Genomic DNA, 13027 nt, shown 5'->3' with positions numbered 1-13027 from the left:
TAGCGTACTTTGCAACTTATTTGTAACAAGTAGAGAAAATAAGCGTCAAATAAGTACATCAATCAAATTAAATCAAATTAGAATGAGTTTTTTACGTGTATTATTAGCCATTGTTTTTCCGCCCCTTTCGGTAATCGGAAAAGGTTGTGGTTCTTTTTTAATTGTTTTACTGCTAACTTTTTGCGGTTGGGTGCCAGGAGTAATCGCCGCTTTAGTAATATTAAACAATCCTAATTAAGTACCGCTTTTTAAAAGGGGCTTAATTTTTAGTTTCTCTGTAGTCCTTTGTATCTTTGTAGCAATGAATAAGGAAGTAATTGTACAAGATTTAGGGCTAAAAGATTATAAAGAGACTTGGGAATATCAAGAACAACTTTTTAAGGACACTATAGACCTAAAAATTAAAAATAGAAGGGAAGATGCGCAATTGTCAACTTCCAACTATTTTCTTTTTGTAGAACATCCGCATGTATACACCCTAGGGAAAAGTGGCGATATGTCTAATTTATTGGTAGATGAAAACCAATTAAAAGAAAAGAACGCTACTTTTTATAAAATAAATAGGGGAGGAGATATTACGTATCATGGCCCAGGACAAATTGTAGGCTACCCCATCTTAGATTTAGATAATTTTTTTACGGATATCCATAAATACCTTCGTTTTCTAGAAGAAATGGTAATTTTAACCTTACAAGAATATGGTTTAAAGCCAGAACGTTCTAAAGGAGAAACAGGAGTTTGGTTAGATGTAGGTACGCCCTTTGCTCGTAAAATTTGTGCAATGGGAGTTCGTGCAAGTCGCTGGGTAACCATGCATGGTTTTGCATTAAATGTAAATGCTAATTTGGGTTATTTTGATTTAATGATTCCCTGTGGGATAAAAGACAAAGCGGTTACTTCTTTAAATATAGAATTAGGACAGCAAGAAGTTTCTATGGAAGAGGTAAAAGAAAAACTGCTGAAACATTTTAGGGTTTTGTTTGAGGCGGAAATTACAAAATAAAAAAACCGAAGTGTGAGCCTCGGTTTTTTATAAGTAAAAAGAAATTTAATATTCCAATCCCAAATAATGAATTACTTCCTCATAATTTTTGATGTTAATCCCATTTTTTTTCATTTTTTCTAGTGAAGGAGCATTGCTTTTTCCAGATAAACTCGAAGGAGCAATTAATATATACCTTACTTCATGATTAGTTGGGGGTAAAGGCTGCGCTGCAATGTCATTAACAAGGGCAAAAGCTGCATATTCACCAACTGACATTGCATCATGAATTTCATATCTGTTTGCTAAACTTATAAATGGTACTGATGATGCAGATGTGTCTGATCCAGTAAATTTTACATAGCTTAATAAAGCATAAGAATCTATTACGTCTTGTGTAATATTAGAATCAGATATTTCGAATCTAGCCTCATTAAAACCATCCCAAGTGTTAGGAAAGTTAAGGTCTGTCCATGAAGAGGCAACGACATTTGCATTGCCATCCGTTCCTTGTGGTCCTATTGCACCATCTTCACCGTTAGTTCCATCTTGCCCAGCAATTCCTTGTTCTCCAACAGCTCCCATAGCACCATCTTCCCCATCTTTAGCACAAGAGGTTAAGAATAAACTAGAAGCCACAAGTGCCATTGTAAAAATTTTCATTGTTGTTTTCATAATTAGTTTTTTTAAGGGATTATTATTTCTCTTTTATGTTTGCAGATTAAAAAGGTTAACATTGATGTATAAAAAATAATTGAATATTTTTTTAAAGTCATAGGTTTACTTATAAACCTTAGATGGTGTAATTATTAAATGCGGATAGGTTATAGGGTTTAATTCTTTCTCCCATAATAATGCCTTATCAGTAATATTGATTAAGGATGCATTCGATTTGTTCTCAGATGGAATTATCTTAGAAAGGAGTAAATATTGGTTAATAAAATAGAATTTTGTTGATGAAGCATTCAGTTCTTCTGTAATCTCATGGATGTAAGAATCAATTTCATCACCAGAAAAAAGATCTAAGGTTTTAATTTTAAGATTAATCTCATCCTCTTTTCGATTACTGATATAAACTTTATTATTAAAAATACTCATACCCAAAGGGTAATCCTCTAAATAACTATTTTGCCAAATAAGGCTTCCATTATTTTTGTTTAGACTATAAACGTTTTTATCTCTAGAATAAAAAAGGAATTGATTTTCTGTTTCAATACCTCCTAAAATATTTGTGCCATCTGTTTCAAAAATCCAATTGAAATTTAATTGATTGTCCATTGAAATTACATTGTTGTTCCACGTCATAACAAAAATGGATGATGTGCCATCTATTAACCTTCCAATTCGATCAGTGAAGGGTAATCTATGGTCTATGTTACCAGTGTTTGCATTTATACTTAAAAGTTCTAGTGTACTTGAACCAATAGAGAGCTCCGTTATTATTTGCCCTTCTAAAGAGGTGATTCTTTTAATTTCGTTCTCTACCTCAATATTCCAGTTAACACTACCTGTGTCTAAGTCCAAAGCTTCTAGGTAATAGGTTGACGCATAGGTGTTTTTATCGATTATCGAATGACCTACAAAAACAGTGTTTTGGTGTACTTCAATGGCATTCAACGTATAATAATGTTCGGAGTTGGCTACATAGTCTTTCTTCCAAATTAATTCTCCATTAAAGGAGCCTTTCTGCATTAAAGTTTTGGTTTCTGAATGAGAACCTTGGGAACAGATAAATTTGCCGTCAAATTCTGTACACTGAAAAGAATTTAAAGTTGTAAAAGAATTTGTTTCTTGGGAATCCTTTAAGTTTAGTTCTGTAAAATTATTTTCGCTTTGTACCCAAAGATTCCCTTCAATGTCATTGGTAGGTTCTGTTGTTAGATTAAAAGTAGAATCATCGTCTTTTTTGCAACAACAAGATATGAATAGACCTATTAGTAAAATGGCATTTAATTTTGTAATTACTTTCATAATTAGATATTTAAAAATGTGTTATTTATTTTTTAATGAATGCAGATACAAAAGGTTAACATTTGAGAATGAAAAACCGAATGATTCTTCTCAGTATCCCTATATATTAAAATTTTGCTCCATAGTAATTTTTCGGATTCTCTTGTTTGAATAATCGGCAGCATAAATATTATTCTATTTCTATTGTGGTAATTTCACCTCTGAGTTCAGAGGTTCCAGTACCATCATTTTGGTACCCTCCAAAGAGCCATAGTTTATCCGAATAATTAAGTATGGTATGCGAGTTGATACCTTCATCACTTGGTCTTGCTTCAGTATATATAGTCCAGTCGGTCATATTTTCTGAATACCAAATTTCACTGTTGTAGTCTATAGAGGCATCTTTACCTCCAATTACCCAAACTTTATTGTCATATAAGCTTACAGTATGTGCATTTCTTCCTGGAAAATGAATAAAGTTTATTTGGGACCAAGAAGAACCATTAGTACTTGTCCATATTTCATTTAATTTACGACCAGAAATATCTTCTCCGCCAACAATGTACATGGCATTATTAAAAACTATTCCTTTTTGGCCTGCTCTTCCTGAGAAAGCATTTGTTGTTTCTTGTATCCAATCCCTTCCGTTTATGGTAGACCATACTTCTGTATTTGTAGTGGTGCTATTACCAGCAATAACATACATCTTGTCATTAAGAACAAGGGTTGCGTGCTCTGGAATTTCACCAAATGGTGCAATGGCATGAACGGTTGTCCAAGTAATACCATCATTAGATTTCCATATATCTCCATAAGGGTTTTCGGTGTTATCTTTACCACCAATTAAATAAAGTTCATCCTTAAAAAATGTTATGGTATGCCCTCTTCTAAAAGAGGTAAGTGTACTTGGTTCTATAGGTAGAGAAATCCAATTGATGCCATTGTCACTATTCCATCCAAAATGACCGCCAGTTGCGCCATAATCGTTTACGCCTCCATAAGACCATATTTTATCTTGAAATTCTATCATGGCATTTTCAGCAAAATCACCCATTTGATCTTGTTGAGTTTTTACTTCAAATTTTAATGCTAAGGCATCGCCTCCTTTGGGAATACTTGTTTGATCTTCTATTAACTCATCTTTGTCACAGGAAACAAATACTAATGCTAAGAGTGCTAGATATACTATTTTAAAAGTTTTCATTATTGTTGTTTTTCTTTTAATGTTTCGATTTTAAAAAGGTTAACATTTTTTAAAAAAGTTTTTTAAAAAGAAATACCTGCTCATTTATTTTTTATGAGCAGGTTTATTATGTTAATGGTTTTTTTAAATAGATAAATCTATTTTCACAAGTTTCTGAATATTGTTCGTATTTGTTGAGGCCAACCAAAAATTAGTGCCGTCATAGGTAATGCCTGATACATTGTGGTTTCTTAATTCATATGTCTCTATAGCTCTAAATTCTGGTGTAATCTGGCATTTATGTACTCTGTTCCCTTCTGTAACATAAAGGAACCCGTCTCTATAATCTAAACCATTAGGTGCAAAGTCTAGAGATATGGTTCCAAGAATTTCTCCTGGTGATAAGGAACCATGAGAAAAATAATGGTATAATGTTTGTTCATTTCCGCTTGCTACCCATAACTCTCCAGGCACTTTAGAGGCAATACCAGTTATCCAAGCACCTAAATCTATTGAAGTATAATAAAAAGAATTAGATGAATATATGTAAGAATGATAGTTCCTAAACCCATTATCACTCTGAAATAGCTGCCTATTGGGGTCATCAGATTTTTCAATTTCTACGGCATAGGCAGACCTTGTTGTAGGTATAACACCTTCTAAACTAAAATTATTTGGGTTAATTTGTTCGATATTACGGTCGTGGGAATTAAACCCGAGCAAATAGGTGCCGTCAAAAGCAATATCAACGGCTCTATCCCAAGTTGTATTGCCTTCGTCTAAAATTGTAAGTTCTGTAATCCAATCAGAGGGGTTTGGAGCTGTGCTGGATCTTTGCATTATTACAGGGTTAGGGTCAAAAGATTTTGTTAGTGTTAAAATATCTCCATCAACTTCATAGTTGTTTATCCCATTTAAACTTCCATAATAACCATTTGTGGTAATTTGATTTACTGAAACGGTCACATTTGTTCTTTCGGCTCTTTTAAAGCCCAATTGATCCTCAGATAATATGTTTAGGGTATTGTCTTCATTTATATAAACGTATTTGGCGACATCTGAACCTATTTCACTGGTTACTTCCCATATGCCATAAGCAGCGGGTGTTATTGTTATAGCGTCTTCGCTGGCTGGACCTTGTTCTCCTTGCGCGCCCATAGCGCCATCTTCGCCGTCCTCTGGATTGCAAGATGCAACTAGGGATATTATAATTGAGAGAATAAAAAGGGATCTGTGATATTGCTTTTTTTTCATAATAAAATATTTTGTTTCCTATTTATGTTTCTAAAAACAAAAGGTTAACATTCGGTAGAATATTTTTTTTGAAACGTTTAATAGTTCAAGATGTTTTATGTTTTTTGAAAGCGAATAGTTTGTATAGGAATGTGAAATTGACTTCCTATTCAAGTAGGCTAAGTACTACATGCGTCTGTTTTTATCTACTTTTTTTCAATATTAAATTGCTGAAAAAATGAAAAAGACTAAATTTAGCAGTAAAGATTGTTAACCTTTTGTTCCTTATTACATTAAAGTGAAAAATACAGAAGCGAATATTACATTAGAAGACTTACGAAAAGGCTCCGACGCTGTACTTAAAAAAGTATATGAGGAAAATAGAGATAAGTTTTTAAATTATGCAAGACGCTACAACTTGTCCGAAGATGAGAATATAGATGTTTACCAAGATGCCTATGTAATTTTTTATACTAATGTAATGAGTGGAAAGATAGACAGTTTTACCAGTAGTATATCTACCTATCTGTTCAGTATTGGAAAATATTTAATTTTTGATATTATGAGAAAGAACAAAGGTAAGGTAAAAGGTGATTTTGACTTGTCAATTATAGGAAAAGAGGATGAGCTAGTAAGTACTATAGAGATAGAACAGCCTGGGTTAACTACAGAACAAAAATTACTTCAGAAGCATTTTGTTGATTTAGGGAAAAAATGCCAAGAGCTATTGACCTTATTTTATTATAGAGGATATACCATTCAAGAAATTCTTGTGGAAGGTCATTATAACAGTGAGAATGTTGTGAAAGCAGCAAAATCTCGTTGTATGAAAACCTTGAAAGTACGTATAAAAGAAAATAGGTAGTAAGATGGATAAAGAACAATTACTATATCATTATTTTTCAAAAACTCTAACTGCGGAACAAGAGGAGGAATTTAATGCATTGCTATCTTCTGATACCGAATTTAAAGAGCAGTTTAACTTTGAGCAAAGTTTGCAACAGGCTATTCAAAACAAAAAAAGTACAGAATTAAAAGAAACATTAAAGAGCTTTGAGAAAGAGGTAGCCCTTAAATCAAAAAGGATAGTAAAAAGGAACTATCAAAAATGGATAATGGCCGCTTCTATAGTTTTATTAGTGGGAATCGGTTGGTTGACTTACAAGAATAGTTTTGCCATTAATTATGAGGTTTTGTATGATGTAAATTTTCAACAATATCCCAATACTGTTTTTGCTATAACACGAGGAGATACTACTAATTCCTTAGAACGTAATGCTTTTACGGCTTACGAATTAGGTGATTTTGAAAAGGCTATTTTAGAATTTGATAAAATAGATTCAAAAGATAGAAAGGAATATGTGACTTTTTACAAGGCTCAATCGTATCTAAATTTAGGGAAGAATAAAGAGGCTAAAGAGCTTTTTAAAAAAATAATTAATAAAAACACACTGTTCGTTGGGGAATCTCATTGGTACTTGGCATTGACCTATCTCCATTCTAATGAAATAAAAGCAGCTAAAAAGGAGTTGCAAATTTTGAGAAAAGATTATACTTATAAAAAGGAGTCTGCATTAGAGCTTCTTAAGCAGTTGGACTAGTTTCTTTCGAGTTAGGAATATGGTTACTAGAATAATTAGAAGTAATATAGGAACTGCTATCCAAACCCAGGACCAACCAGTTGCTAATGGGGCATAATCTCCAGAAAGAATAAACCCCGACCAATAATATGGATGGGTTAAAGCATTATCCTTGTTTTTGTTTAGATAAATTACTTTGGCTTTTTGAAGAGCGATATCCTTGGGTTTGCCATTGGCTAGAATAGTATAATAGTCGGACATTAAATTAGCTGTGGAAGCATCGTTAACTTTCCAAAGCGTACTAGTTAAACTTTTAGCACCAGCATAGAAAAAACCGCGAGCCAAACCAATGAATCCTTCTCCGCGTTTTAAATCTCCTATGGTGGTTTCGCAGGCACTTAATGTTACCAAATTAGCATGTAATTCAAGGTTATACAAATCTTTTATATATAATAGACTCTCTTCTTTTTTTTGAGGAGAGAAAGCTAAATAGGAGTACTCAGGCTGTTCATTATTAAAAATAGCATGAGTTGCAAAATGTAAAATACCGTAATTACTGGCATTTGCATTGAAGTTGGCCAATGTCGCATTCTTACCTTCAAGAGAGGTACCTTCAAATTGGGAAATTATGTTTTGTACTTCGGTGGTATTGTGGGGTAAAGCAGATAATTTGTCTCTACTTGCAGTAGGATCTATATTTTCTCCATTAAAAATAGGGGCAAAGGCTAGCATGTTTTTTTTAGTTGTTGAGGTATTCCATAATTGCTCTAATAAAGTGGCTGAATTGGTATAGCTTATGGCGTACCTTTCAATAAGGTACTTTTTTTCTTCTTTAGAATTTATCAAAGTTCCAAAAGGTAAAAAGTTTAAAGGGCCATCGGGTATAATGATAATCCTTTTTGTTTTGGATAGAAGATTAGGGCTTAATACTTTTTTATAAATATCCCTTGATAATTCATTTAAATCAGAGAGGTTAGATTGGGGAGTCGATAATAAAGCATAATATCGTTTCAGTTGCGCAGTAATTGTTTTACAATTTTTAATTTTTGTAAATTTTTTTTCTTTGTGACCAATAGAGATAGCATAAATGGCATTATCTCCATAAAAATAATTGATTAAGGTTTGGTCTTTCGTAATCTTATTTGATAGGGTTTCTAAATTGGTAACCTTACTTCCATAACGAAGTTTGTGGTAATCAGGATAGTTTTTAGAAATGTAATTTATTACTTTAGATTGTTCCTGGTTTATTTCAAAAATTTGGTTTTTTAATTCTTCGTCTCCACTACTACTTACTTTAAGTTCCTTTTCTAAAGAGGTGATTTCTATCCGCAGTCTTTTTTCTTTTTCTAAAAGCGAATCGGGAACCATAGAAAATTTATTAGCTCTAGATGCCTGTAGTGCCTCCATTAACAAAACAGATTTACTTTTTTCCATTAAAAAAAAGCCTCTTTTTAAATACTTTATATCTCCAGTTTTTTCAAAAAGAGAATAATTAGCATGTAAAGCAGATTCAAATAAAGGGAAAGTGCTTTCTACTAAATTGATTTTATCGGAACTATATTGATAATCAGGTTTAAAGTTATCTAATGATGTAATGGCTGAAAATGCTACCGTATTAGTAGTCTCAAATTTTTTAAGTTGTAACAATGATTTGGCTTTTAGAGCCATTAATTCTAAATAGATGGGGCCGAATTCGCTATTTAATGTATCTAGAGCTGTATTCGTTACGTCAAGAGCTTTTTTATAACGCTTATTTTCATAAAGAAAAAGAGCTTTTTCTTTATAGATGTTGGAGAGTATGCTTTTGTCGAATAGCTTTCTTGGTTTTAAATAAGTAGTTAGAGCCATATCTATTTTGGCAATAGCATTTTCTGTATTTCCAGTGGTACTTTCTAATTTGGCTTTAGTTGTATGATACAAATACGCAAAGTGAGGACTTTTAGTGATGTTTTTCTGTATTAGAGATAAGTAATGTAAAGTACTATCTGGTTGGCCAAGTGACAAGTGGTTATTTGCAAGATTATTAGATACAGTAACAATTCTATTAGGATTATCGTTTTCAATAAGGGCGTTGTTTAATGTTTGTCTTAGATACAAATTAGCATTTTCAATATCTCCTTGCTTTTCTAAAACATCGGCTAATAATGCGTAATTTATATATAGATTATTTAAATCATTCGGAGTAGTACGTTTGATTAATCGTACGTTTTCTAAGTAATAATCTTTAGCAAGATTTAGTTTGCCTTCTAAATCGTAAATTTTGGCTAAAAAACTAAACGAAACGGACAGTAATTCGAAATGGTCGTTAGTAAGATTGTCATAATTGATCTTATCATACGAATTGTAGATTCTTTTAAAAAATGTTTTGGCTTTTTCGAAATCTCCTATTTTATAATAATATTTGCCTTTATCGAAATTGATGGAGTTTTGAAAGAAAAGAGAATCTTCAATATTTTCCCAAATATTAGTTTGATCCGCTATTAATTGATCTATTGCCTTAAGGTTTACACTTACTGTTTGTAAATCATAAAAGTAGCTCGCATTGCGGTTAGAGCTAATCAATGCATCTAAAACATTGGGCCAGTCTTGTTTTACGGTAGCTTTAATTTCTATTTTTTTTAAATAATAAGAAGCAGAATCCTTGTGTACATATAAATGTTGGTATGCTTTATTAAATAAATCATCAACTTCTTCTTCGTATACTGGGGATTGTTGAGCATGTATACAAGAAGTAAAAGTTAAAAGTAAAAAAAGAAATGTTTTCATATAAAAAGCCCTAAGGTTTGCCTAGGGCTAATAAAGGGATTAATTTTTAAATGAAATTATTTGCCGCCAATAATATAATTACGATTATTACCAGTTTTATCAATTACTTCAATTGCTATGCTAATAGTGCCCGTATAAGGGGCAATATTTAATTTGCTAAATTTTATTAAATCTTTAGTGTCGGGTAAAGGGCTTAACTCATCAATAGTTCCCCCGCCAATTGTCTTACCATCCTCATCTAGAATTCTAAGGGCAATTTCTTTAACGTTTTTACCAGCTAATATATATTCAAAGATTGCAAAATCGCAACTACTTGGTCTTGGGCATGGAGGCCTAGGCGATGGTATTCTTCGTTCTAGTTCTTCAATGGAAATGATACTTTCTATCTCAGCATTGAACTCTACTTTCTTGTTTTTAGCTGTAGCCAATTCATCATAAGTAGTTTGGTTCGCTTGATTATTTGCCACGATATCCTCCAAAACTTCTATTTCTAGATCTAATTTTTCTATTTCCTGGTCTAGATAAATTTGATATAAATCTCCTTCATAAAGATAATTATCCTCGGTGAGTTTAATTTCTTCTCCGCTTCCGCCATGATAGTCATTTATGCAAGATGTTAATACAAAAAGCATGCAGATACTTAAAAATAATTTAGTTTTCATAATTGTTGGTTTATGTTATTTGAAAATTAAGAGATACTAATCTCTGATTATAAATGGTGTTTTTTTATTCTCACCAGTGGGTTTAATACCCCGATGCTTGCATCGAAATGGTAAAAAAAAGTTCCTTTTAATGCCTCGTGGGCTTGCCTCGAGGTAGTTTACTTATGAAATTTAGTAAGTTCGGTACGGCTCATTAAATCTCCATTCTTTTTATATGTTTCTTGTTTTATCATGCCAACACCTTTAGACAACCATAGTTTAGAGGACATTTCTATATTTGCTCCCATAGTTTTACTCGTGGTGTTTTCGGATAAGACGTAACATTCGTAAGTACCTGTTTCTGTAGTAATATTTTCTTTTGCAATTACCTTCCGGTTGGTCATATCTACAGATATAGACATGTTCATGCCGCTCATATTCATATTAACAGTAACATTAGCATCTTTAAGTTCTTTGCCAACACTTAAATTGTTGGGTACTTCTATATCATTGCCAGATATTTCCATTTCTAGCCCCATGCTTTCATACTGTTTCATCATTGCAGCAGGGAATAAAGATTTGTAATCAATGCGTACCATATTATCTTCACAAGTATAGCTATAACTAGTATTAAAAGATTCTTCTCCTTTTTTATCTAAAAGCTTTAGGTATAAAGTAGCTTTAGTTGCAGAACCCTCAGAAATAACAGAGACAACAGAATAACTGGTTACACCTTCTACTTTCCCTTTTTTATTATAATTGGTGTACTCAAAAGAAGTGCCTTTTTCCATAGGGTAATACATACTGCATCCATCTTGCGCAAAAACGGAGTAAGATAGAAACCAAATTGTAACAAGTAATCCTAATGTTTTTTTCATGTTATTGTTTTATAAATTCAACTCTTCTATTTTTTGCTTTTCCATCTGTGGTAGTATTATCGCCAACAGGCTCTGATTCTCCTTTTCCATCTGTTATCAATCTGCCAGGAGAAACATTGTAAATGGAGGTTAACACATTTTTTATTGCTTCTGCTCTTTTCTTTGAGAGCTTTAAATTTGTAGCAGTGTTTCCATCAGCATCTGTGTGTCCAACAATTTTTAGAGTTAAGCCGCTTTCTTGTTGAAGAACTTGATAAATCTGACGAATAATACCCATGGACTGTGGCTGAATATTTGCCGAACCGCTTTCAAATAAGATACCGTTAGTCGATATTTTTCCTTCCGAGATTAGTTTTCTTCTTAAATCTACACCACCTTCTGCTACCTTTAAATTGCGGATAAAAACTCTATCTATGCCATCTCTTAGACTTATGGGGGAGAATTTAACTGCTTTCATATCGGTGCTTGGTAACAGTCTGGGGATATCCACATATTTAATTTCGTTTATCCAAAGTCTTACTCTTTGCTTGTTAACGGCTATCGAAATGTGAGATTCAGATTGTAAGGTGTTCCTAATATCCATATCTAAGGAGTTGCGCATGGTTCTTTTTCCATCAGTCCAAGATTCTATTACCATTCCAATATTTATGAACTGGCAAAGTGGAATTTCAACTAGAGCTGTGTTTTTCCTAGTATTAAAGCCATTATTATCATCTAAACGAATGCCAAATGTTGAAGTTGAAGATGTTTTTTTATCTAACCCAGCGGTTAAAAAATCAAACTCAACAGTAAATTCTTCTGGTAAATTGGGTGTGTCTGGAATATAATAAGTTGCACGTCCCGATTTTAGCTCCATCCATTTTTCTCTTTTCTCGCCCATGGTAACCACTTCGCCGCTACCATTGCTATTCCATTTCGCGGGAAAATCACCAACAAAATCGCTGGATAAATCATCATAAAATAAAAGCTTGTCTCCAGGAACAAAATCAAATTTGCTATATATTTCAATGGAAGGAGAAACGCTATTCCCTTTTGAAATGTTCGGAGAAGAACCTTTGGAGGGGGAATTAGGAGTATCTTTTTGTTTTTTAGGTTTTTTCTTAGGCTCAAGAATACTGTCTAATACTTGGTCTGTTTTTTCTTCACTTTCTTTTTCTACCCTTCTTTCTACAGCCCTTTCTGCTGCCTTTTCGGCTTTTTTTCCTAATTTTTTTAGGAATTGACTTTGAGCACTATGCGTAAAACATAATGTAAATAAAATACAAAGGAAGGGTTTAATGTTACTGGTTGTTATTTTCATTAGTAATGTTTTTGGTCTGATTAATTGTGATAAATGGAAACCTTACATATACTTAATGATTACAAAATACGAAGGTTAACACCTAGTAGGTTGTAAATTTTTGCGACTGGAATATAATTGTGTATTTATTGCTTTAAATGCTGTATAATTGGTTGTTTGTTATTAGTGTATTTTGTAGACCACAATAGAATTGGTATTGTCTTTAGTAACCAATTCGGGTTTATTATCGCCATCCATATCTGATAAGTCTATAGCGCTAGTACCGAAAATCGGAAAATTTGGAAGCAGGTTTGCTCGGCTATCAAACAGATATATGTTTTGGTTTTGAATGTCGGAGACACTTATATACATTTTATTATGAACGAGGAATATTTGGGGTTTGTCATACACACCCAAATCCAGTGCAACCTTTTTTCCTTTAATACTAATCGTATTATCATTCATATAAACCAGAGTTTTAGATGTTGTTGCTAAACCATGATCTTTTACAAGAGATAATTGTGTTTTACTGTCC

General features: G+C 32.7%; 12 protein-coding genes and 1 pseudogene. 4 read left to right on the top strand and 9 right to left on the bottom strand.

Annotation, left to right across the window (positions count from 1 at the left end; all coding sequences use genetic code 11):
* Window positions 1–82: 82 nt before the first annotated feature.
* Together QZZ51_RS04880 and lipB are read left to right on the top strand one after the other, a co-directional pair.
* Window positions 83–238: a YqaE/Pmp3 family membrane protein gene (locus QZZ51_RS04880; RefSeq protein WP_291866701.1), complete on the top strand. Its 156-nt coding sequence runs from the start codon at window positions 83–85 to the stop codon at window positions 236–238.
* Window positions 239–301: 63 nt separating this feature from the next.
* Entirely contained in the window at window positions 302–1003 is a 702-nt protein-coding gene (lipB, locus tag QZZ51_RS04875) for a lipoyl(octanoyl) transferase LipB (RefSeq protein WP_291866699.1), read from the top strand.
* Between the two features lie 45 nt (window positions 1004–1048).
* Here lipB and QZZ51_RS04870 read toward each other — a convergent pair whose 3' ends face one another.
* From QZZ51_RS04870 to QZZ51_RS04855, 4 genes are all read right to left on the bottom strand, one after another.
* On the bottom strand, window positions 1049–1657 hold the full coding sequence (locus QZZ51_RS04870; RefSeq protein WP_291866697.1) for a hypothetical protein: 609 nt from the start codon (window positions 1655–1657) through the stop codon (window positions 1049–1051).
* 105 nt (window positions 1658–1762) lie between these two features.
* Window positions 1763–2953 carry a PQQ-binding-like beta-propeller repeat protein gene (locus QZZ51_RS04865; protein WP_291866694.1) on the bottom strand — a complete coding sequence of 397 codons (1191 nt, stop codon included), beginning with the start codon at window positions 2951–2953 and terminating at the stop codon, window positions 1763–1765.
* A 169-nt stretch (window positions 2954–3122) separates the two neighbouring features.
* A complete protein-coding gene (locus QZZ51_RS04860) occupies window positions 3123–4136 on the bottom strand; it encodes a kelch repeat-containing protein (RefSeq protein WP_291866691.1) in 1014 nt (337 codons plus the stop codon).
* 123 nt (window positions 4137–4259) lie between these two features.
* The gene (locus QZZ51_RS04855) at window positions 4260–5369 is read right to left on the bottom strand and encodes a hypothetical protein (RefSeq protein WP_291866690.1); all 1110 of its coding nucleotides are present in this window, start codon (window positions 5367–5369) and stop codon (window positions 4260–4262) included.
* 277 nt (window positions 5370–5646) lie between these two features.
* Here QZZ51_RS04855 and QZZ51_RS04850 point away from each other — a divergent pair, with 277 nt between their 5' ends.
* Together QZZ51_RS04850 and QZZ51_RS04845 are read left to right on the top strand one after the other, a co-directional pair.
* Entirely contained in the window at window positions 5647–6213 is a 567-nt protein-coding gene (locus QZZ51_RS04850; RefSeq protein ID WP_291866687.1) for a sigma-70 family RNA polymerase sigma factor, read from the top strand.
* Between the two features lie 4 nt (window positions 6214–6217).
* The gene (locus QZZ51_RS04845; protein WP_291866685.1) at window positions 6218–6949 is read left to right on the top strand and encodes a tetratricopeptide repeat protein; all 732 of its coding nucleotides are present in this window, start codon (window positions 6218–6220) and stop codon (window positions 6947–6949) included.
* Here QZZ51_RS04845 and QZZ51_RS04840 read toward each other — a convergent pair.
* From QZZ51_RS04840 to QZZ51_RS04820, 5 genes and pseudogenes are all read right to left on the bottom strand, one after another.
* Window positions 6923–9694: a CHAT domain-containing tetratricopeptide repeat protein gene (locus tag QZZ51_RS04840; RefSeq protein WP_291866684.1), complete on the bottom strand. Its 2772-nt coding sequence runs from the start codon at window positions 9692–9694 to the stop codon at window positions 6923–6925. The genes QZZ51_RS04845 and QZZ51_RS04840 overlap by 27 nt on opposite strands.
* Window positions 9695–9750: 56 nt before the next feature.
* Window positions 9751–10356, bottom strand: coding sequence for a hypothetical protein (locus tag QZZ51_RS04835; protein WP_291866682.1), 606 nt, complete (start codon window positions 10354–10356; stop codon window positions 9751–9753).
* Between the two features lie 158 nt (window positions 10357–10514).
* Complete coding sequence (locus QZZ51_RS04830; protein WP_291866680.1) at window positions 10515–11213, bottom strand: hypothetical protein; 699 nt, start codon at window positions 11211–11213, stop codon at window positions 10515–10517.
* A 1-nt stretch (window position 11214) separates the two neighbouring features.
* On the bottom strand, window positions 11215–12513 hold the full coding sequence (locus tag QZZ51_RS04825) for an OmpA family protein (RefSeq protein ID WP_291866678.1): 1299 nt from the start codon (window positions 12511–12513) through the stop codon (window positions 11215–11217).
* 162 nt (window positions 12514–12675) lie between these two features.
* Window positions 12676–13027, bottom strand: a pseudogene (locus QZZ51_RS04820) (ribonuclease HII); the annotation flags it as partial.

It is taken from the genome of Maribacter sp. (assembly GCF_016744255.1).
Classification (GTDB): Bacteria; Bacteroidota; Bacteroidia; order Flavobacteriales; family Flavobacteriaceae; genus Maribacter_B.
This window is presented reverse-complemented; position numbering and strand designations above follow the sequence as displayed.